The 20,167-nt window shown below is 73.7% G+C and carries 17 protein-coding genes, 1 pseudogene and 1 riboswitch; of the genes and pseudogenes, 14 read left to right on the top strand and 4 right to left on the bottom strand.

Features of this window, described 5'->3' with window-relative positions; all coding sequences use genetic code 11:
• Window positions 1-77: 77 nt before the first annotated feature.
• From uvrC to whiA, 4 genes are all read left to right on the top strand, one after another.
• Window positions 78-2,066: an excinuclease ABC subunit UvrC gene (uvrC, locus tag BJY14_RS01250; protein WP_179841876.1), complete on the top strand. Its 1,989-nt coding sequence runs from the start codon at window positions 78-80 to the stop codon at window positions 2,064-2,066.
• On the top strand, window positions 2,063-2,941 hold the full coding sequence (gene rapZ / locus BJY14_RS01245) for an RNase adapter RapZ (protein ID WP_179841875.1): 879 nt from the start codon (window positions 2,063-2,065) through the stop codon (window positions 2,939-2,941). Before uvrC ends, rapZ begins: the two co-directional genes overlap by 4 nt.
• A gap of 52 nt (window positions 2,942-2,993) precedes the next feature.
• Window positions 2,994-3,962, top strand: a complete 969-nt coding sequence (locus BJY14_RS01240; RefSeq protein ID WP_179849100.1) for a gluconeogenesis factor YvcK family protein — start codon at window positions 2,994-2,996, stop codon at window positions 3,960-3,962.
• A gap of 61 nt (window positions 3,963-4,023) precedes the next feature.
• Complete coding sequence (gene whiA / locus BJY14_RS01235) at window positions 4,024-5,004, top strand: DNA-binding protein WhiA (protein WP_179841874.1); 981 nt, start codon at window positions 4,024-4,026, stop codon at window positions 5,002-5,004.
• Between the two features lie 416 nt (window positions 5,005-5,420).
• On the opposite strand, the gene BJY14_RS47065 is transcribed toward whiA, so the two are convergent.
• The 4 genes from BJY14_RS47065 to BJY14_RS01215 form a co-directional block, all read right to left on the bottom strand.
• Window positions 5,421-7,271, bottom strand: a complete 1,851-nt coding sequence (locus tag BJY14_RS47065; protein WP_179841873.1) for a heparinase II/III domain-containing protein — start codon at window positions 7,269-7,271, stop codon at window positions 5,421-5,423.
• A gap of 78 nt (window positions 7,272-7,349) precedes the next feature.
• Complete coding sequence (locus BJY14_RS01225; RefSeq protein WP_179841872.1) at window positions 7,350-8,561, bottom strand: hypothetical protein; 1,212 nt, start codon at window positions 8,559-8,561, stop codon at window positions 7,350-7,352.
• Entirely contained in the window at window positions 8,551-9,867 is a 1,317-nt protein-coding gene (locus BJY14_RS01220) for a hypothetical protein (RefSeq protein ID WP_179841871.1), read from the bottom strand. Before BJY14_RS01220 ends, BJY14_RS01225 begins: the two co-directional genes overlap by 11 nt.
• A complete protein-coding gene (locus tag BJY14_RS01215) occupies window positions 9,864-10,583 on the bottom strand; it encodes a hypothetical protein (protein WP_179841870.1) in 720 nt (239 codons plus the stop codon). The genes BJY14_RS01220 and BJY14_RS01215 overlap by 4 nt, the downstream gene beginning before the upstream one ends.
• A gap of 246 nt (window positions 10,584-10,829) precedes the next feature.
• On the opposite strand from BJY14_RS01215, the gene gap reads away from it, so the two are divergent.
• From gap to glyA, 10 genes and pseudogenes are all read left to right on the top strand, one after another.
• Entirely contained in the window at window positions 10,830-11,834 is a 1,005-nt protein-coding gene (gene gap / locus BJY14_RS01210; RefSeq protein ID WP_179841869.1) for a type I glyceraldehyde-3-phosphate dehydrogenase, read from the top strand.
• Between the two features lie 75 nt (window positions 11,835-11,909).
• Window positions 11,910-13,097, top strand: a complete 1,188-nt coding sequence (locus BJY14_RS01205) for a phosphoglycerate kinase (RefSeq protein WP_179841868.1) — start codon at window positions 11,910-11,912, stop codon at window positions 13,095-13,097.
• A gap of 3 nt (window positions 13,098-13,100) precedes the next feature.
• Complete coding sequence (gene tpiA / locus BJY14_RS01200; protein WP_179841867.1) at window positions 13,101-13,910, top strand: triose-phosphate isomerase; 810 nt, start codon at window positions 13,101-13,103, stop codon at window positions 13,908-13,910.
• A gap of 139 nt (window positions 13,911-14,049) precedes the next feature.
• A complete protein-coding gene (gene secG, locus BJY14_RS01195; RefSeq protein ID WP_089313386.1) occupies window positions 14,050-14,292 on the top strand; it encodes a preprotein translocase subunit SecG in 243 nt (80 codons plus the stop codon).
• 82 nt (window positions 14,293-14,374) lie between these two features.
• Window positions 14,375-14,746 carry an RNA polymerase-binding protein RbpA gene (locus BJY14_RS01190; protein WP_149258133.1) on the top strand — a complete coding sequence of 124 codons (372 nt, stop codon included), beginning with the start codon at window positions 14,375-14,377 and terminating at the stop codon, window positions 14,744-14,746.
• 227 nt (window positions 14,747-14,973) lie between these two features.
• Entirely contained in the window at window positions 14,974-15,906 is a 933-nt protein-coding gene (gene bla / locus BJY14_RS01185; protein ID WP_179841866.1) for a class A beta-lactamase, read from the top strand.
• The gene (locus BJY14_RS01180) at window positions 15,903-17,144 is read left to right on the top strand and encodes an MFS transporter (protein ID WP_179841865.1); all 1,242 of its coding nucleotides are present in this window, start codon (window positions 15,903-15,905) and stop codon (window positions 17,142-17,144) included. Before bla ends, BJY14_RS01180 begins: the two co-directional genes overlap by 4 nt.
• 77 nt (window positions 17,145-17,221) lie before the next feature.
• The gene (locus BJY14_RS01175; protein WP_179841864.1) at window positions 17,222-17,713 is read left to right on the top strand and encodes an Lrp/AsnC family transcriptional regulator; all 492 of its coding nucleotides are present in this window, start codon (window positions 17,222-17,224) and stop codon (window positions 17,711-17,713) included.
• A 110-nt stretch (window positions 17,714-17,823) separates the two neighbouring features.
• Window positions 17,824-18,687: pseudogene (locus BJY14_RS47610) on the top strand (DMT family transporter); the annotation flags it as partial.
• Window positions 18,688-18,743: 56 nt separating this feature from the next.
• Window positions 18,744-18,830: riboswitch (ZMP/ZTP riboswitch) on the top strand.
• A 53-nt stretch (window positions 18,831-18,883) separates the two neighbouring features.
• The gene (glyA, locus tag BJY14_RS01165) at window positions 18,884-20,155 is read left to right on the top strand and encodes a serine hydroxymethyltransferase (RefSeq protein WP_179849099.1); all 1,272 of its coding nucleotides are present in this window, start codon (window positions 18,884-18,886) and stop codon (window positions 20,153-20,155) included.
• Window positions 20,156-20,167 lie beyond the last annotated feature (12 nt).

Below are 20,167 nucleotides of genomic sequence, written 5' to 3'. Positions count from 1 at the left end.
GTCACTCCGCGGGGAGCCGCCCTGCGGCGCGGGCCGCGGGACCCGGCGTGTCGGTGCCGCCCATTAGGCTTTCGAGCGTGGCAGATCCGGCGACCTACCGACCCGCACCCGGCTCCATCCCGGAATCCCCGGGGGTGTACCGGTTCCGCGACGAGCACGGCCGGGTCATCTACGTGGGCAAGGCGAAGAACCTGCGCTCGCGGCTCGGGTCCTACTTCGCCGACTTCTCCGCCCTGCACCCCCGCACCCAGACGATGGTGCGGACCGCCGCGCGCGTCGACTGGACGGTCGTCGGCACCGAGGTCGAGGCCCTCCAGCTGGAGTACTCCTGGATCAAGGAGTTCGACCCCAGGTTCAACGTCCGTTACCGCGACGACAAGTCCTATCCCTACCTCGCCGTCACCCTGAACGAGGACTTCCCGAGGGTGATGGTGATGCGGGGCGCCAAACGCAAGGGCGTGCGCTACTTCGGGCCGTACTCCCACGCGTGGGCGATCCGGGAGACGGTCGACCAGCTGCTGCGCGTCTTCCCCGTCCGGACGTGCAGCGCCGGGGTGTTCAAGCGGCAGCACCAGCTCGACCGGCCCTGCCTGCTCGGCTACATCGGCAAGTGCTCGGCCCCGTGCGTCGGCCGCGTCTCGCCCGACGAGCACCGCCTGCTCGCCGAGGACTTCTGCGACTTCATGGCCGGCAACACCAGCCGGTTCATCAAGCGCCTCGAACGCGACATGCGCGAGGCGGCCGCGTCCCAGGAGTATGAGCGCGCGGCCCGGCTCCGCGACGACATCCGCGCCCTGGAGCGCGCCCTGGAGAAGCAGGCGGTCGTGCTGCCCGACCGCACCGACTGCGACATGATCGCCTTCGCCGAGGACGAGCTGGAGGCCGCCGTCCAGGTGTTCTACGTGCGCGGCGGCCGCATCCGCGGGCAGCGCGGCTGGGTCGTCGACAAGGTCGAGGACGTCACCACCGCCGACCTGGTCGAGCACTTCCTCATCCAGATCTACGGCGAGAGCGAGTCGGTGCCCCGCGAGGTCTTCGTCCCGGCCCTGCCGCCGGAGGAGGAGGCCATGACCGAGCTGCTGTCGGAGCAGCGCGGCGGGCCCGTCCGGCTGCGCGTCCCGCAGCGCGGCGACAAGCGGACCCTGCTGGAGACGGTCGCGCGCAACGCCCACGAGGCGCTCAAGCAGCACAAGACGCGCCGCGCGTCCGACCTCACCACCCGCAGCCGCGCGCTGCAGGAGCTCCAGGAGGCCCTGGAGCTCGACGACGCGCCCCTGCGGATCGAGTGCTACGACGTGTCCAACCTCCAGGGCACCGACGTGGTCGCGTCCATGGTCGTGTTCGAGGACGGCCTGGCCCGCAAGAGCGAGTACCGCCGGTTCACGATCAAGGCCGTGGAGGGGCAGGACGACGTCCGCTCCATCCACGAGGTCATCACCCGCCGGTTCAGGCGCTACCTGGCCGAGAGCGAGAAGACCGGCGAGCTCGACGCCCTCGGCGACCCGGAGGAGGGCGCGCACCAGCCGATCGACCCGGAGACCGGGAGGCCGCGCAAGTTCGCCTACCCGCCCAACCTGGTCCTCGTCGACGGCGGCCCCCCGCAGGTCGCGGCCGCGCAGCGGGCCCTCGACGAGCTCGGCGTCGACGACATCGCGGTGTGCGGGATCGCCAAGCGGCTGGAGGAGCTCTGGCTGCCCGGCGAGGGCGACCCGGTCATCCTGCCGCGCAACAGCGAGGGCATGTTCCTCGTCCAGCGGGTCCGCGACGAGGCGCACCGGTTCGCCATCACCTTCCACCGGCAGCGGCGTTCCAGGTCCATGACGGTCAGCGAACTCGATAACGTTCCGGGTCTGGGCCCGGCGCGCCGCGCGGCGCTGCTGAAACACTTCGGGTCGCTGAAGCGGCTGAAGGACGCGACGCCCGCGCAGGTCGCCGAGGTTCCGGGAATCGGCATGCGCAGCGCCGAGAGCATCGTCGCGGCGCTGCACGGCGGCGCCGCGGCGGCGGGCGGCGGGGGCGAGAATCCCGGCGGGGACGACGGGGAGCACAGGGGGAGAAGCGCATGACCAGCGATACCAAGATTCCGGACATCGTGATCGTCACCGGCATGTCCGGGGCGGGCCGCAGCACGGCGGCCAAGTCGCTGGAGGACCTCGACTGGTTCGTGGTCGACAACCTGCCGCCGGGGCTGCTGGCCACGATGGCCGACCTCGGCGGCCGGGTGAAGGACGCGGTGCCGCGCATCGCCGTCGTCGTGGACGTCCGCAGCCGCGCGTTCACCGACGACCTGCACTCCTCGATCGCCGAGCTGGAGGCCCGCGGCGTTCACCCGCGCGTGGTGTTCCTGGAGGCCGGCGACGCCGACCTCGTGCGCCGGTTCGAGAGCGTCCGCCGCCCCCACCCGCTGCAGGGCGACGGGCGCCTGGTGGACGGCATCGCCCGCGAGCGCGAGCTGGTCCGGGAGGTCCGCGCCGAGGCCGACCTGGTGATCGACACCAGCGGCCTCAACGTGCACGAGCTGCGCAACAAGATCATCGGTTTCTTCGGCAACGACAGCGGCGAGTCCAGCCTGCGCGCCACCGTCGTGTCGTTCGGCTACAAGTACGGCCTGCCGGTCGACGCCGACCTCGTCGTCGACTGCCGGTTCCTGCCGAACCCGCACTGGGTGCCGGAGCTGCGCCCGATGACGGGCCGCGACGCCGCCGTCCGCGACTACGTCCTCGGGCAGCACGGCGCCAAGGAGTTCCTGGACGCCTACTCCGAGGTGCTGCGGCTCCTCGCCGGCGGGTATGAGCGTGAGGGCAAGCACTACGTGACCCTCGCCGTGGGATGCACCGGTGGAAAACACCGTAGTGTTGCCATGGCGGAACAGATCGCCGCCCGGCTGCGGGACGAGGGCATCGAGGTGCAGGTCGCCCATCGTGACCTCGGCCGCGAATGACGGCCCGCGCCGGGACCCGGCGGGGGTCCCGGACGAGGAGAGAAACGGCACGGTGAAGCCCCTCGGCCCGAAGGTCGTCGCGCTCGGCGGGGGCCACGGCCTCTACGCGTCGCTGTCGGCGCTGCGCCGCGTCACCGACCGGCTGACCGCGATCGTCACCGTCGCCGACGACGGCGGCTCCAGCGGCCGGCTGCGCCGCGAGCTCGGCGTGCTGCCGCCCGGCGACCTGCGGATGGCGCTCGCCGCCCTCTGCGGCGACGACGAATGGGGGCAGACCTGGCGCGACGTCGTCCAGCACCGCTTCCGCAGCGAGGGCGACCTGCGCGGCCACGCCGTCGGCAACCTGCTCATCGTCGCGCTGTGGGAGCTGCTCGGCGGCGACGGCGCCTCGCCCGGCTCCACCGTCGCCGGCCTCGACTGGGTCGGCCGGCTGCTCGGGGCGCACGGCCGCGTGCTGCCGATGGCCGCCGTCCCGATGGACATCGTCGCCGAGGTGCGCGGCGCCGATCCCGCCAGGCCCGACGAGATCGCCCATGTCAAGGGGCAGGTGGCGTGCGCGAGGACGCCCGGCAGCGTGCTCGGCGTCTCGCTGGTGCCGGCCGATCCGCCCGCCTGCCCGGAGGCCCTCGCCGCCGTCGACGACGCCGACTGGATCGTGTTCGGGCCCGGCTCGTGGTTCACCAGCGTCCTGCCGCACCTGAAGGTGCCCGCGCTGGCCCGTGCCCTCACCACCTCCCGCGCCCGCCGCGTCGTCGCGCTGAACCTCGCGCAGCAGCCCGGCGAGACCGACGACTTCTCGCCGCAGACCCACCTGGAGGTGCTCCAGGCGCACGCGCCCGACCTTCGCGTGGACGTCGTCCTCGCCGACCGCGCGGTGGTGGACGACCCGGACGCCCTCGACAAGGCCGTGCAGGACCTCGGCGGACGCCTCGTGCTCGCCGACGTCGCCGCCGACGACGGATCGCCGCGTCATGAACCCGCCCGTCTGGCCCAAGCCTTCGTACAGATATTCACCGAGTGACGACCGGCGCGGCCGGGATCGGCCAGACTGCTGGAAGTCCGATAGGGGGAGGGTTCATCAGATGGCGATGACCGGTGTGGTCAAGGACGAGCTGAGCAGGCTCACGGTGCTGAAGCCGTGCTGCCGCAAGGCCGAGGTCTCGACGCTGCTGCGGTTCGCCGGCGGCCTGCACCTGGTCAGCGGCCGCATCGTGATCGAGGCCGAGATCGACACCGGGGTGGCGGCGCGGCGGCTGATCAAGGACATCTCGGAGGTGTTCGGGCACACCTCCGAGGTCGTCGTGCTCGCGCCGAGCGGCCTGCGCAAGGGCAACCGCTACGTCGTGCGCGTCTTCCGGGACGGCGAGTCGCTCGCCCGGCAGACCGGCCTCATCGACAACAACGGCCGGCCCGTCCGCGGCCTGCCCCGGCACGTCGTCGCGGGCGCCGCCTGCGACGCCGAGTCGGCCTGGCGCGGCGCGTTCCTGGCGCACGGCTCCCTCACCGAACCCGGCCGCTCCATGTCGCTGGAGGTGACCTGCCCCGGCCCCGAGGCAGCGCTCGCCCTCGTCGGCGCCGCCCGCCGCCTGAAGATCCACGCAAAGGCCCGCGAGGTCCGCGGCGTCGACCGCGTCGTCGTCCGCGACGGCGACGCGATCGGCGCCCTGCTCACCCGGCTCGGCGCCCACGACAGCTACCTGGCCTGGGAGGAGCGGCGGATGCGCCGCGAGGTCCGCGCCACCGCCAACCGCCTCGCCAACTTCGACGACGCCAACCTGCGCCGCTCCGCCCGCGCCGCCGTCGCCGCCGGGGCCCGCGTCGCCCGCGCGCTGGAGATCCTCGGCGACGACGCCCCCGAGCACCTCGTCAACGCCGGCCGCCTCCGCCTGGAGCACAAGCAGGCGTCCCTGGAGGAGCTCGGCCAGCTCGCCGACCCGCCCCTCACCAAGGACGCCATCGCCGGCCGCATCCGCCGCCTCCTGGCCATGGCCGACAAGCGCGCCGGCGACCAGGGCATCCCCGGCACCGAGGCCAACCTCACCGCCGACATGCTCGCGCAGTAGTTTTCTGGGGGGCGACCCCCAATCCCCCGTTGCGAGCCGGGCGATCCTCACGCCACGGTGCTGGCGTGTTGTGCCCGTGCGGGTTCGTGACGTGTCGCTGCGGTCGCCCGGCTCGGCGGGTCGGGCGACCTCCAGGCGCTTGGAGCGCCTTCCGGCCGCCCGGCCCGCGCTGTGTTCGCCCAGGGGGGCGACCCCCTGGAACCCCCGTTGCGAGCCGGGCGATCCTCACGCCACGGTGCTGGCGTGTTGTGCCCGTGCGGGCTCTTGTCGTGTCGCTGCGGTCGCCCGGCTCGGCGGGCCGGGCGACCTCCAGGCGCTTGGAGCGCCTTCCGGCCGCCCGGCCCGCGGCCTCGCTCAGGTCGACTCCAAGAGCGTCCGGGCGTGGCGCGTCCGAGAGCGCTGAATGTGGATGCCGGTCAGGGGAGGCGGTGGAGGGTGCCGTCGGGGGCGGCCTCGAAGGTCAGGTGGTGACCGGAGAAGGCCGCCTCCACGCGGAGTGTTCCGTCATCGAGCACGCGGGTTCGGACGCTTGGACGCGCTTCGCCGCGGACGGGCGCGATCAGGGTCAGCATGCGGGCCGGTGGGGTTCCGCCCCGTGCGGTGAAGGAGACCACCGGGGCGGGGAGCCTCGTGCGGGCGGAGGGGGCGATCCAGCCCTGCCTCGGGGTGAGGGAGCCCCGGACGATCCTGGTGGGGCCGCTCGTCGTGCCGGGGAGCGGTAACCGGAGGAAGTAGACGCGGACGGGGCCCGCGGTGGCGATGGCGCCGGATTCGTCCGGGACGGCGGTGAACGCCGCGGGCAGGTGCCAGAGCTGCTCGACGGGGCGGGGGGCGGCGGAGCGCACCTCGTCCAGCACGGCGACGGCGTCGGGATCGGACGCGGCGAGCACCGAGCGGGAGCGGGTCGTGCCCGCGAAGGCGGTGTCGGAGAACCGGAACGTGTCGGCGCCACGCCGTAACTCGTGCGCGACCAGGGCCGTCGCCGCGTTCTCGCGGAACGGGACGCCGCGCACGACGAGCGTGTTGTGCGCCTCCGGCGAGGCCAGCCACCTCCGCCAGGTCGTGTCGCTGTAGCCGATGTTGCCGCTCGGGACGAGGATGTCGCGGCCGAGCGCATGGAAGGTGAGCGCCATGTGGTCGTTCTGCCCGTGCGCGTACCGGGCCGGGCCGAAGCGCGCCGTGTAGGACATCTCGTCGGCGAACGGGCGGCCCTCCCGTCCCCAGCCGGACCTGCCCATCACGTACCCGGCGCCGTAGACGCGCGCTCGCTCCTTGGGCGGGACGCCTTGCGCGCCCTGCGTCGCGACGTACCTGAGCGGTCCCGTTCCAGGGCTGTCGATGGCGGAGGCTCTGCCCGCGTACGACTCACCGATCTGGAGCAGGTCCCCGGCGGGCGTGGTCTGGAAGGCGATGAACTCGTCCAGCAGGCCGAGCCGGCGGACGAGCTCGGCGGGGACGGGACGGCCGCACTCGCGCATCACGTGGAAGGCGAGCCGCCACCTGCTCCGGTTGTAGACGGCGTAGTGCGCGGACTGCTCGTTGCCGGCGCCCTCGTCGTCGACGGCCGGCCGCGCGCCGCCGGGCGGGGCGAGGATCGCGTCGAGCAGGCGCCGGTGGCCGAGGTCGGCGAGGTCCTGCCGGCCGATGCCGCAGCCCGCCGTCATGAGCGTCATCGCCTCGTCGGTGCCGTGGTTCCAGGGCCCCGAGTAGTGCTCGGGGCGGGCCAGCCACCGCGCGTGGGAGGCGATGGCCTCGTCCAGCCACCGTCCGGTCAGGTGCCGCCTGAGGCAGACGAGGGTGGCGAGGCGGAACTTGGCGGCCTCCCTGATCGCCTCGCGCCGGTGTTCGGGGAGCCGTCCGGGGCGGGCGTTGTCGGCGAGCCAGTCCCGGGCGATGCCCGCGGCCGTCCGCAGCGCGGCGCGGTCGCCCGCCCGCTCGTACTCCCTGATGAGGCCGCCGAGCCATTCGAGGGAGTGCAACCAGAGCTGCCACGACCGGTCGCCGTACGGGTCGCGGCTCCAGTCCACGTCCGTCCCGTCGGCGACGCGGACGGGGGCGGCGCTCGGTGTGGCGAACCGGCCCGCGCGGACCCGCGCCGCCGGGTTCACCCTGTCCAGGCCGTTGTAGCCGAGGCAGACGGCCCGCGCCGTGCCGCGCGCCGTCACCGGGACGGCGTGCGGGGCGGCGCCGTGGCAGCCGCACGACAGCGCGAGCAGGAGCGCGGCGCACCCCGCGCCGCGGGCGCCTCGCCAAGATCGATGGGCCACGTTCCCACCACACACCCGGCGCGCCCTGCCGTCGGACCGCCGCCGGTGAAGGGACGGTAAACATTCGGGGGCGTGCGGTCAGCGGGGGGTGTTGTCACCGCGCAGCACGCGCTCGATGAGGTCGTCGCGGAGCTGGCCGTAGCCGGTCTCGGCCCACACGCTGCGGGACGGGTCGGCCTCGTAGTAGGGGACCTCGCGGCCGTCGCGGCGGTCGGTGAGGACCTCGGGGGCGCGCTTGTCGCGGGCGGCGCGGGCGCACGGGCGGCAGGTGCGGACGCTCAGCCGCCTGCGGGAGCCGAGGGGCCGCCAGTCGAGCTCGGCGGCCGCGTCGCCGTGGAGCGGGTTGAAGAAGCACAGCGGGACGGGCGGGATCTCGGGCCGGCCCTTCGCGACGGCCTGCGCGGAGGCGAGGGCGTCGCGGCCCTGGTCGAGCAGGACCAGGACGCCCGCCAGGTCGGGGACGCCCTGCGCCGCGTCCAGGGTCTTCCCCGCGGCCTGGTAGGCGTCCAGGGCGCGGGCCACCAGGGTGCGGGCGCGCTCCTCGGAGGTCGGGACGGCGCTGTCGTCCAGCAGCTCGCCGAACGCGATGACCTCGCGGGACGCCTGCGCGCGGAGCTGGTCCTCGGTGGCGCGGTTCGCCGTGGCGAACACCGTGCGGGGCATCAGCAGCCCCTCGCCCTCGCGGCGGACCGAGGCCATCCGGCGCCGCCGCCACAGCAGGAACCCGGCGCCGGCCGCGACGGCGACCGCCGCGCCCGCGCCGAGGGGCACCGCGAGCCCGCCCCCGCCGTCCCCGTCCCCGCGGCCGGGCGGCGAGGTGCCGTGCCGGGCCTTGTAGCGCTTGTCGATCTCGGCGGAGACCCGGTCGTACTCCTGCTGGCCGGTGCCGGAGACGATCAGGTCGGCGACGCGGGACAGCCGGGCGGCGAGCGGCGCGTCGTCCATGGCGCGGTCCAGGGTGACCGCCCAGGCGGCGCGGTCGGCGCGGTGGTCGCCGCCCCACTCGCGCGCCCTCAGGTCCTGGGAGTCGTCGTCGAAGGTGATGAAGATCCCATCGCGGCCCAGGCGGTCGTGGACGACGGTCGCGAGCTGCTCGGCGTCCGTCCACGTGCCGCCCTTGACGATGGGGACCAGCACGACGAAGACCGGCGCGGGCGCCTTGCGCAGCTTGGCGATGAGCGTGCGGCGGGCCGCTGCGGGGAGCGCGGACGCCAGGGACGGATCGACGTGGACGGGGGAGCGGCGCAGGGCGGCGGCCAGCCGTTCGCCGGGGGACGGTTCAGTCAACACCGAGGTACCTCATCACACGCGGGAGGAAGGTCTTGCCGTGGGCGCCCCATGCCGTCTCGCGCCACACGCCCGGGACGAGGGTGTGCGGTCGGTGGCCGCCGGGCCCCGGGATCCGCAGGAGGCGCCGCTCGTCCAGCGCCTGCCTCTTGTCGAGATCACGGCAGTTCGCGCAGAGCGGGCACTGCCTCGGCAGCGCTCCGCCGTGGTCCTTCTCCAGCTTCCGGACGCGCTTGCGCACGACCGACCTGCCGTGCAGCGGGTTCACCAGGCACGGTGACGGCGGGGCCTCGATGTCGCGGGCCAGGGCGACGCATCCCTGGCGGGCCAGCACGATCGCGCCGACGAGGTCGATCGCCTTGCTCTCGTCGTCCTTGGCGTCGTCATAGAGGATCTGCGCGGCGTCGTAGGCGGACACGGCGTAGGCGCGTCCCCGCCGGGTGTCGGCCGTGGCGAGCAGGCGGCGGAGCCTCTCCAGATCCTTGGCGCCGTTCCGGCGCAGCCAGCGCATGCTCGGCTTGGTGCGCGCCCGGGCGTGCCGTCCGGCCTTCGGCCGGTCCGGGGAGGACCGCGGCCCTCCCCGGCGCAGCGCAAGGACGCCGATGCCCAGCCCGTACAGGACCGCGGCCCCTGCCGGCCCGGCGAGCAGGAGGCCGGTAAGCAGCGGCGCCGTGATCTCCGGTTCGTCGGGCCGCAGCGTGTTCTCCTGCCCGAACGGGTCGGGGCTGGAGTACAGCCGCGGCAGGGTGGGGGACGCCGAGGGCGCCGCCGCGTAGCCGTCCAGCCGCCGGGCGATCCGGTCGGCGAGCCCGGCGAACGGGTGCTCGGAGTCGGCGGGGGTCGCGGCGCCCGGCTCGTCCTCCTCGTCCAGATCGTCCAGGGGGGACCGGCCCCGGCGCGGCACGTTGAACGCCTCGGACTCCAGATCGCCGTGCGCGTCGGCCATCACGTAGAGGCCGTCGCGGCGCGTGCGGTCGTGCAGCATGAACAGGAACGCGTCGTCGCGGCCCTGCGACTCCGACTGGCCCGGGTTCGGGATCACCACGACGTACGCCGGCGTGCCGAGCCGCCTCGCCGTCCCGGCGATGGCCGCGCGCAGGCGGGCGCGGTCGGACGCGCCGAGCGCCTGCGCGACGTCCGGGTCGACGAACAGCGGATCCTTGGCCAGCGCGGCGCCCACCCGGTCGAGCCGGTGGTAGGCGTGCGGGGGCTCGCCGGCCGCGGCGGCGCCGGGGATCGCCGCGAGCGCGGCGAGGACGAGGGCGGCGAGCACCACCGGGAACCGCAGCACCACCGGGAACCGCCTCATCTGCGCGCCTTCCTGGTGTTCTTCTTCGCTGGTGGTCTCCTCGGCCGGCGCGCCCGCCTCGCCAGCAGGACGCGGCGCCCGACCAGCAGGCCGAGGATCGAGCCCCCGCTGAGCGTGGTGCCGAGGGCGAACAGGCCCCATTCGATGCGGGACGCCCTCCGGTCGGCCGCGTCGTCGGCGTCCAGGGCCTCGCGGACCTTCGACTTCGGCCTCGGGCGGGGATGGTCGCGGCGCTCCCGGGCGTGCCCCGACAGGGCGATGTCCACGAACAGCGCGATCACCTCCGGTGCGCCCGCGTCGTAGGGGGTCTCGGACTCCGCGGCCGACCAGGCGTCGTCCAGCGGGAGGCCGCGGACGTCGCCGAACTGGCGGATCTCGCCGCCGCCTCCGGACGGGGGGACCACGATGTAGACGCCGTCCTCGCGCAGCCGGTCGCGCAGCAGCGAAGCGAAGGACTCGGAGGGGTTCTGCGGCCCGAGGCCCGAAGTCGGCGTCACCGCCACGTACACGGGGACCCTTAGGCGGGCGACGGAGGCGCGGATCCGCGCGGCGGCGTCAGGCGGCAGGGCCCGGGGCGCGTGGTCGGTGACGTACACGGGGTCGCGGCGGAGCGCGGCGGCGATGGCGTCCGCGCGGCTCGCCGGTTTGGCGCGCTCCAAAACGGGTGCGGCCGCGGCCGGACCGCCGAGCAGCACGGCTCCCACCAGCCCCGCCAACAGAACAGACCACCCGCGCCACATGGCCCGGCAGTGTAGTGATGATCGTGCTATGTCGTGAAAGGGGGCGGGCGAGGCGGCTCCCCCAGGTGGGGGAAGGCGGCCTCACCCGTGAATCCCACGAAACCGGTGTCCGGCTACTCGTGGGTCATTGGATAGGGTCTGAGGTGGGGGAGAACCCCGGATCGACCGTAGGTAAGAGCCCGGCTGGCACCGGGCGATACGACGTACGAGGAGAGCGGTTCCGTGACCATCCGAGTAGGCATCAACGGGTTCGGCCGGATCGGCCGCAACTTCTACCGCGCGGTGAAGGCGTCCGGGGCCGACATCGAGGTCGTGGCCGTCAACGACCTGACGGACAACGCGACGCTCGCCCAGTTGCTCAAGTACGACAGCATCCTCGGCCGCTTCCCCGAGGACGTCCACGCCACCGCCGACGAGATCGTCGTGGGCGGCACGTCCATCAAGGCCTTCGAGGAGCGCGACCCCGCGAACCTCAAGTGGAGCGAGGTCGGCGCCGACGTCGTCGTGGAGTCGACCGGCTTCTTCACCGACGCCACCAAGGCCCGGGTGCACGCCGACAACGGAGCCAAGAAGGTCATCATCTCCGCGCCGGCCAAGAACGAGGACCTCACGGTCGTCCTCGGGGTCAACGAGGACAAGTACGACCCGGCGAACCACACGGTGATCTCCAACGCGTCCTGCACCACCAACTGCCTGGCCCCGCTGGCCAAGGTGCTGCACGACAACTTCGTCATCGAGAAGGGCCTGATGACGACGATCCACGCCTACACGCAGGACCAGAACCTCCAGGACGCGCCGCACAAGGACCTGCGCCGCGCCCGCGCCGCCGCGCTGAACGTGGTCCCCACCTCCACCGGCGCCGCCAAGGCGATCGGCCTGGTGCTGCCCGAGCTGAAGGGCAAGCTGGACGGCTACGCCCTGCGCGTCCCGGTGCCGACCGGGTCGGCCACCGACCTCACCGTCGAACTGTCCCGCGACGTGACGGTCGAGGAGGTCAACGAGGCGTTCCGGGCCGCCGCCGACGGCCCGCTGAAGGGCTACCTCACCTACACCGAGGACCCGATCGTCTCCAGCGACATCGTCACCGACCCGTCGTCCTGCATCTTCGACTCCGGGCTGACCAAGGTCATCGGCGACCAGGTGAAGGTCGTCGGCTGGTACGACAACGAGTGGGGCTACTCCAACCGCCTCGTCGACCTCGTCAAGCTCGTCGGCTCGCAGCTGTAACCGAAGCCCGTCACCGCCGTGGCCGCGCGACGCGCGGCCACGGCGGGGCCGTGTACGGAAGGACACCGCATCCCGATGCGCACCATTGACGATCTCGACGTCGCCGGACGGCGCGTCCTGCTGCGCGCCGACCTCAACGTCCCGCTGCAGGAGGGGCGGATCACCGACGACGGGCGGATCCGGGCCAGCCTGCCGACCATCGAGGCGCTGCGGGCCCGCGGCGCCAAGGTCATCGTCTGCGCCCACCTCGGCCGTCCCAAGGGGCAGGTCAAGCCCGAGCTCTCCCTCGCGCCGGTCGCCGCCCGCCTGGGCGAGCTGCTGGGCGCGCCGGTGGCGTTCGCGACCGACGTCGTGGACGACTCCGCCCGCGCCGCGGCCGGCGGCCTCGCCGACGGCGGCGTCGCGCTGCTGGAGAACCTGCGCTTCGAGCCGGGCGAGACCAGCAAGGACGACGCCGAGCGCGGCGCCTTCGCCGACCGGCTGGCCGCCCTCGCCGAGGTCTACGTCGGCGACGGGTTCGGCGCCGTGCACCGCAGGCACGCGTCGGTCTACGACGTGCCGAAGCGGCTGCCGCACGCCGCGGGCGGGCTGATCGCCGCCGAGGTCGAGGTGCTCAGGAAGCTCACCGAGGACGTCGAGCGCCCCTACGCGGTCGCGCTCGGCGGGTCCAAGGTGTCCGACAAGCTCGGGGTCATCGACAACCTGCTCGGCAAGGCCGACCGCATCCTCATCGGCGGCGGCATGGTGTTCACCTTCCTCAAGGCGCAGGGGCACGAGGTCGGTAAGAGCCTGCTGGAGGAGGACCAGCTCGGCACCGTCCGCGAGTACCTGCGACGCGCCGAGGAGACCGGCGTCGAGTTCGTGCTGCCGGTCGACATCGTCGCGGCCACCGCCTTCGCCGCGGACGCCGACCACGACGTGGTCGCCGCCGACGCGATTCCGGCCGACCGCCTGGGCCTGGACATCGGGCCCGAGTCCGGCAAGCTGTTCGCCTCGCGCCTCGCCGACGCCAGAACGGTCTTCTGGAACGGCCCCATGGGCGTGTTCGAGATGGAGCCCTACTCGCACGGCACCCGTGCCGTCGCCCAGGGCCTCATCGACTCCGGCGCGTTCACCGTGGTCGGCGGCGGCGACTCGGCCGCGGCCGTCCGGCTGCTCGGCTTCGACGAGGCGGCCTTCTCCCACATCTCGACCGGCGGCGGCGCGAGCCTCGAATACCTCGAGGGCAAGACGCTGCCCGGCCTGCAAGCACTGGAGGACTGACCGATGGCCCGCGCGACCTCTTCCGGCGCCCCGAGCGGCCGCAAGCCGCTCATGGCCGGCAACTGGAAGATGAACAACAACCACCTCGAGGCGATCGCGCTCGTCCAGAAGATGGCGTTCGCCCTCAAGGACGCCGACTACGCGGCCGTCGACGTCGCGGTGATCCCGCCGTTCACCGCGCTCCGCTCGGTGCAGACCCTGATCGAGGCCGACAAGTACGGCCTCCAGTACGGCGCGCAGGACGTGTCCCAGCACGCGTCCGGCGCCTACACGGGCGAGATCTCCGCCGCGATGCTGGCCAAGCTCGGGTGCACCTACGCCGTCGTCGGGCACTCCGAGCGGCGCCAGTACCACGCTGAGGACGACGCGGTCGTCAACGCCAAGGCCAAGGCCGCGCTCGCCGCCGACCTCACCCCGATCCTGTGCGTCGGCGAGGGGCTGGAGGTCCGCAAGGCCGGCGGGCACGTCCCGCACGTGCTCGCGCAGGTCGACGGCGGGCTGGAGAAGATCTCCGCCGAACAGGTGCGGCGCACCGTGATCGCCTACGAGCCGGTCTGGGCGATCGGCACCGGCGAGGTCGCCACCCCGGAGGACGCGCAGGAGGTCTGCTCGGCCATCCGCACGCGGCTCGCCGAGCTGTACGACGGCGGAACGGCCGACGAGACGCGTATCCTGTACGGCGGTTCGGTGAAGGGCGGCAACGTCGCCGGGATCATGGCGAAGGCCGACGTGGACGGCGCCTTGGTCGGAGGTGCCAGCCTGGACCCGGGCGAGTTCGTCAAAATCTGCCGGTACCGGGATCTGCCGGTCTGATCACATCTGATCAATTCCGCGTGAACCGGGGGTTCTTGCCGAACCAGCGAAGACTTCGTCGTACCCTTCGTAGCTGACGGGTAAACGCCCGGTCCGGCTCGACCTCCGTCCTGAACTACAGACAAGGCGCTGAAGAAACGTGATCATCGCAACGTCCATCGTGCTCATCGTCACGAGCCTGCTGATGGTGGTCCTCGTCCTGATGCACAAGGGCAAGGGCGGCGGCCTGTCCGACATGTTCGGCGGCGGCGTCTCTTCGTCCCTCGGAGGGTCGTCGGTGGTCGAGCGCAACCTCGACCGGCTGACCATCGGCGTCGGGGTGGTCTGGTTCGCCTCGATCGTCGTGCTCGGGCTGCTGTTCAAGCACAAGGGCGTCGGCTGAGCCGTCCCGTCCAACACATGCGAGCGCCGCGCCGTCCTCGAAGGTCACGGGCGGCGGCGGCACACCAAGCGAGGAGTATTCCGTGGGTAGTGGCAACGCGATCCGGGGCAGCCGTGTCGGGGCCGGTCCGATGGGAGAGGCGGAGCGCGGCGACGCCGCCCCCCGCGTCTGGGTGACCTTCTACTGCGCCAACCGGCACGAGACCCGCCCCAGCTTCGCGACGGACGTCGCGGTCCCCGAGACGTGGGACTGCCCGCGCTGCGGGTTCCCCGCCGGCCAGGACTCCGAGAACCCCCCGGCCCCGCCGAAGACGGAGCCCTACAAGACCCACCTCGCGTACGTGAAGGAGCGGCGCAGCGACGAGGACGGCGAGGCCATCCTGGAGGAGGCGCTCGCCAAGCTCCGGCAGAAGCGCGCCGCCGTCAAGCAGGCCATGGAGGCCGCGGCCCGCTGACGCCCGCCGAAGCCTCACCGTGTGGCCCGTCCCCGACCAGGGGGCGGGCCACACGCATTTCTCGGAGCCGCCGGCCGCCGCAGATGCCTCGGCGGCCCGTCTGAACTGCTCCGATATGCACATGGGTATGGCGGCGCGCACGATATCCATATTGGACGTCACGAGTGCGGCTCTGGTCTGCTGGGCGGGGTCCGTCCCTCCGCCCCGGGAAAGCAGGTTCTTCGCGCATGCCGTCTGAGCAGTCCGGCTCCTCCCGGCGGGCACTGCTGGCCGCCGCGGCCCTCCTGCCGCTGGCGGGATGCGGCGATAAGGAGCGCCCGTCCCCCGCGGCGTCGCCGTCCGCCCGGCCCTCGGCCGCGTCGCCGGACGTGTCGCGGTTCGCGGCGCTCGAACGCAGGCACGGGGCCCGGCTCGGCGTGTACGCGCTGGCGACCCGGACCGGAGCCGAGGTTGCCTACCGCGCCGACGAGCGCTTCGCTTTCTGCTCCACCTTCAAGGCGCTCGCCGCGGCCGCGGTGCTGCACGGCGGTCCGCTCGGCCACCTCGACGACCGCGTCACCTTCACCCGGGCCGACGTGAACTCCATCTCCCCGATCACCAAGGACAGGATCGCCACCGGGATGACCATCCGGGAGCTGTGCGACGCCGCCATCCGCCACAGCGACGGCACGGCGGGCAACCTGCTGGTGCGCGACGTCGGCGGCCCGGCGCGGCTGACCGCCTACCTGCGGGGGCTCGGCGACACCGTCAGCCGCCTGGACGACTACGAGCCCGAGCTGAACCGGGTCCGCCCGGGCGACCCGCGGGACACCACCACCCCCCGGGCGATCGCCGCCGACTACCGCGCGATCGTTCTCGGCGACGCGCTGGAGCCCGGCAAGCGCGCCCTGGTCCGCGGCTGGCTCGAACGCGGCGCCACCGCCGTCGGAGCCGAACGCATCAGGGCGGGGCTTCCCCGGGGGTGGAGGACGGCGAGCAAGACGGGGACCGGCGACTACGGCAGGGCCAACGACATCGCCGTCGTGTGGCCTCCCCGCGGGGCTCCGCTCATGGTCGCCGTCATGACCGACCGCCCGGGATACGACACCCCGCCCAAGAACGTCCTGATCGCGGAGGCCACGGCGCTGGTCGTCTCCGGCCTGTCCCGGGCAGGGCTGTGACCGTCTCCGTTCGCGCGCCCGCCGTCTCGCCGCCCGCGCCTCCCGCGGACCCGTCCGGCCGCCGGGTGATCGTGCCGGTGGTGGCGATCCAGCTCGCCGCCAGCCTCGGCTTCTTCGCGGTGATGGCGCACCTCGTCGCCCACCTCCGGCACGACCTCGGGCTGCTGGCCGGCACGGTCGGGCTGGTCCTCGGCGTGCGGGTGGGCCTGCAGTTCGCGCTGCTCCTGCCGGTGGGGGCGGTCACCGACCTGCTCGGCGCGCGGCGGACCGGCGTGATCTCCTGCGCCGTCCGCGCGGTGGGGTTCGTCATGCTCGGGTCCGCCGGGAGCGTGGGGGCGCTGCTCGGCGCCGCCGTCGCCCTCGCGGTCGGCGGCGCGCTCTACAATCCCGCGGGCCACAGCCTGCTGGCGTCCGTCGGCCCCGCCGCCAGGTCCGGGGGATTCGCCGCCTACGTCGCCGCCCAGCACCTGGCGACGGTCGCGGGCCCGCCGATGGGGCTTCTCCTACTGGGCACGGGGTCCGGGTTCGCGCTCCTGACGGGGACGGCCGCGGCTCTGTGGGTGGTCGCCGGCTTCCTGTTCCTGTTCGTGCCCCGGTCCGGCGAGAAGAAGGCGCCCGCGCGCCCGCGCGACGTCCTCGCGGGCGTGCGCGCGGTCCTCGGCGACCGGGTGTTCCTGTACTTCGCGCTGCTGACCGCGCCCACGACGCTCCTCGCCACCCACATCATGACGGCGGTGCCCCTCCTCGGCTTCAGGCCCGCGGTGGCGACGCTGTGCTTCTCGCTGCTGGCCATGGTCGCGGCGGCGGTCCAGCCGTTCGTCGCCGTCCGGTGCCGCGGCGAGCGGCCGTGGGTGCTGCGGGCGGGGCTGCTGTGCGCCGCGGCGGGGTTCTTCGTCCTGGCGGCGCTGGACGGAACGCAGCAGGGCCCGCTGATGGTCGCGGCCGTCCTCAACGGGGCCGCCAACGGCCTCGTGCAGCCGTCGGTCTTCCAGCGCACCGCGCGGCGCGCCCCGCCGGAGCGCTTCGGGTCGTACTACGGCGTCCTGGCGTTCTGCGCCGGCATGTTCTCCTTCGCGGGCGACCTGGTGATCGGCCGCCTCTTCGACCTCGGCCCGGCGGGCGCGGCGTGGGCCCTCACCGGGGTCGGCGCCTGCGCGCTCCTGGCCGCCGCGGGCACGGCCGGCAGGGGTCCGGGCATGATGGCGGGCTCGGTGGCGGGCACGGCCCGGGGCGAATAATCTTCGGGGAACGGGACGTCCGGGCGCGCTTCCCGCGCGGGAGTTCGGCGTCCGCCGGGCAGTTCGGGAGGAACCACATGGACGCGGTCGACCAGGCGATCCTGCGGCGCCTGCAGCGGGACGGGCGGCAGACCAACCGCGAACTGGCGGAGGCGGTCGGGATCGCGCCGTCCACGGCCCTGGAGCGGACGCGGGCGCTGCGCTCGCGGGGCGTCATCACCGGGTTCCACGCGGCGGCCGACCTGGAGCGGCTGGGCCGCGGCGTGCAGGCGCTGATCTCGATCAGGATCCGGCCGCAGTCGCGCGAGGCGATCGAGTCCGCCCGCGACAGCATGGCCTCGATGCCCGAGACGATCGGGGTCTTCGTGGTGACCGGGAACGAGGACCTCCTCGTCCACGTGGCCGTGCCGAGCACCGCCTACCTCCGCGACTTCGTGCTCGACCGGCTGGCGCGCCGCAAGGAGTACGTGGACGTCCGCACCATCGTCGTGTACGACTACGTGCAGCCGGTGGAGCAGTCCGAACTTCCGTCGGCTCACCGGTCCGGAGGCCGAACGCCCTACAGCTGACGGGCTGGAGTTCCCTGCCTGTTTCGAAGGAATGACGGCACTGACTGACCAGGGCGAACAAATGACGGCCCAGGCCGTCATGAGCCGTATGTTCGCCTAGCTTCGGCGGCATGGACCGATGGAACAACTCGTCCGGTGCGCTGCTGGTGCTCGCCGCCGGTGTGCTCTGGGGGACGGTCGGGCCGGCGCAGGTGCTGGCCGGGCCGTCCGCGAGCCCGGTCGCGGTCGGCGGCGCCCGGATCCTCTCGGGCGGGCTCGTCCTCGCCGTCGTCGTGCTCATGGCGGACCGCCGCGCGTTCCTGGCGCTGACCCGGCGGACCTGGCCGCCGCTCGTGGCGGCGTCGGCCGCGACCGGCACCTTCCAGGCTTCGTTCTTCAGCGCGGTCGACCGGACGGGCGCGGCCGTCGCGACCGCCGTCGTGTTCGGCCTCGCGCCCGTCTCGACCGGCCTCTGCGAGCGGCTCGTCCTGGGCGCCCGGCTCGGCCGCCGCTGGTGGGCCGGGACGGCCTGCGCGGTCGGCGGCGTGGCGCTGCTGATGGTGCCGGGCGAGGCCGTCCAGGCCGATCCGGCCGGGATCGCGCTGAGCCTGGTCGGCGGCACGTGTTTCGGCGTCTACACGGTGTCGGCCAAGGTCCTGACGGGCCTCGGCTCCGGGACGAGCGGGGCCGGGATGGCCGGGGCGGTGGCGGTGACGCTGCTGGCCGGGGGAGCGGCCCTGCTGCCCTGGACGCTGCCAGAACTGCCGGCCCTGGCCGCGCCGCGCTCGGCGGCCCTGGTCGCCTGGCTGGGGATCGCCGCGACCGCCGCCGCCTACATGTTCTTCGTCACCGGCCTCGGCCGGGTGGCGGCCGCGACCGCCGGGACGCTCAGCCTCGCCGAGCCGCTCGTCGCCACCGGCCTGGCCGTGGCCGTCCTCGGCGAGCGGATGTCGGCGCCGGTCGCGGCGGGGTCGCTGCTGCTGATGGGCGGGCTCTTCCTGGTCTCGGTCCCGGCGCCCGCGCCGCGACGGCGCGGTGCGGCCCGGTATGATGGCGCCCACGCGACTGGCGCAGTCAAGGTGGAGACGACCACCGGGGAGCGAAAGTAGTCCGCACACCGCGCGCCTGGGTGTACGGGTCCCCTTCGCCGGGGCGCCCGAAGCCCTGGCGCGAGCAGCGCGGAGGCTCATGATGCACGAACCGGCCGTACCCCATCTGCGGGGCCGGGACCCCGAGATCGCCGCGCTGGTGGAGGCCGAGGCCCGCCGCCAGTACGAGAAGATCCGGTTGATCGCCTCGGAGAACTACGTCTCGGAGGCGGTGCTGGAGGCCGCCGGCACGGTCCTGACCAACAAGTACTCCGAGGGCTACGCGGGCAGGCGCTACTACGAGGGCCAGCAGAACGTCGACCCCATCGAGCTGCTCGCGATCGAGCGGGCGAAGGGCGTGTTCGGCGCCGAGCACGCCAACGTCCAGCCCTACTCCGGCTCGCCCGCCAACCTCGCCGTCTACATGGCCTTCCTGGAGCCCGGCGACCCGGTCATGGGCCTGTCGCTGCCGATGGGCGGCCACCTGACGCACGGCTGGTCGGTGTCGGCCACCGGCAAGTGGTTCCGGCCCGTCCGCTACGACGTGCGCGCCGACACCGGCCGGGTCGACATGGACCAGGTCCGCGACCTCGCCCTCAAGGAGCGGCCGAAGCTGATCTGGTGCGGCGGCACCGCGGTCCCCCGGACGATCGACTTCCCGGCCTTCGCCGAGATCGCGCGGGAGACCGGCGCCGTCCTGGCCGCCGACATCGCGCACATCGCGGGCCTGGTCGCCGGCGGCGCGCACCCGTCCCCGGTGGGGCACGCCGACGTCGTCACCACCACCACGCACAAGACGCTGCGCGGCCCCCGCGGCGCGATGATCCTGTCGACGGCCGAGCACGCGAAGGCGGTCGACAAGGCCGTCTTCCCCGGCCTCCAGGGCGGGCCGCACAACCACACGACGGCCGCGATCGCCGTCGCGCTGAAGGAGGCGGCGGGGCCGGACTTCGCCGGGTACGCGCGGCAGGTCGTCGCGAACGCCAAGGTGCTGGCCGCCGCGCTGCTGGACCGCGGCTACGACCTGATCTCCGGCGGCACCGACAACCACCTCATCCTCATCGACCTGACCGCCAAGGGGGTCGCGGGCAAGCCCGCCGCGCAGGCCCTCGACCGCGCCGGCATCGAGCTGAACTACAACGCCGTCCCGTTCGACCCGCGCAAGCCGTTCGACCCGTCCGGGCTGCGGCTCGGCACCGCCGCGATCACCACCCGGGGGATCGGCGAGGAGCACATGCCGCGGCTCGCGGCGTGGATCGACGAGGTGGTGCAGGCCGCCGCCAAGCAGGACGAGGCGGTCCTGGACCGGGTCGCCGGGGAGGTCCGCGACCTGCTCGCCTCCTACCCGATGCCCGGCTGGCGTTCCGAGCCCTGAGGCCCGTCCCGG

Origin of the sequence: Actinomadura luteofluorescens (assembly GCF_013409365.1) — a bacterium.
Lineage (GTDB): Bacteria > Actinomycetota > Actinomycetes > Streptosporangiales > Streptosporangiaceae > Spirillospora > Spirillospora luteofluorescens.
This window is presented reverse-complemented; position numbering and strand designations above follow the sequence as displayed.

Excerpts from the sequence above, each read along its gene's own strand:
- rapZ (WP_179841875.1), top strand. The coding sequence starts at position 2,063 with ATGACCAGCGATACCAAGATTCCGGACATCGTGATCGTCACCGGCATG.
- whiA (WP_179841874.1), top strand. The coding sequence starts at position 4,024 with ATGGCGATGACCGGTGTGGTCAAGGACGAGCTGAGCAGGCTCACGGTG.
- BJY14_RS01220 (WP_179841871.1), bottom strand. The coding sequence starts at position 9,867 with ATGAGGCGGTTCCCGGTGGTGCTGCGGTTCCCGGTGGTGCTCGCCGCC.
- BJY14_RS01205 (WP_179841868.1), top strand. The coding sequence starts at position 11,910 with ATGCGCACCATTGACGATCTCGACGTCGCCGGACGGCGCGTCCTGCTG.
- tpiA (WP_179841867.1), top strand. The coding sequence starts at position 13,101 with ATGGCCCGCGCGACCTCTTCCGGCGCCCCGAGCGGCCGCAAGCCGCTC.
- bla (WP_179841866.1), top strand. The coding sequence starts at position 14,974 with ATGCCGTCTGAGCAGTCCGGCTCCTCCCGGCGGGCACTGCTGGCCGCC.
- BJY14_RS01175 (WP_179841864.1), top strand. The coding sequence starts at position 17,222 with ATGGACGCGGTCGACCAGGCGATCCTGCGGCGCCTGCAGCGGGACGGG.
- glyA (WP_179849099.1), top strand. The coding sequence starts at position 18,884 with ATGCACGAACCGGCCGTACCCCATCTGCGGGGCCGGGACCCCGAGATC.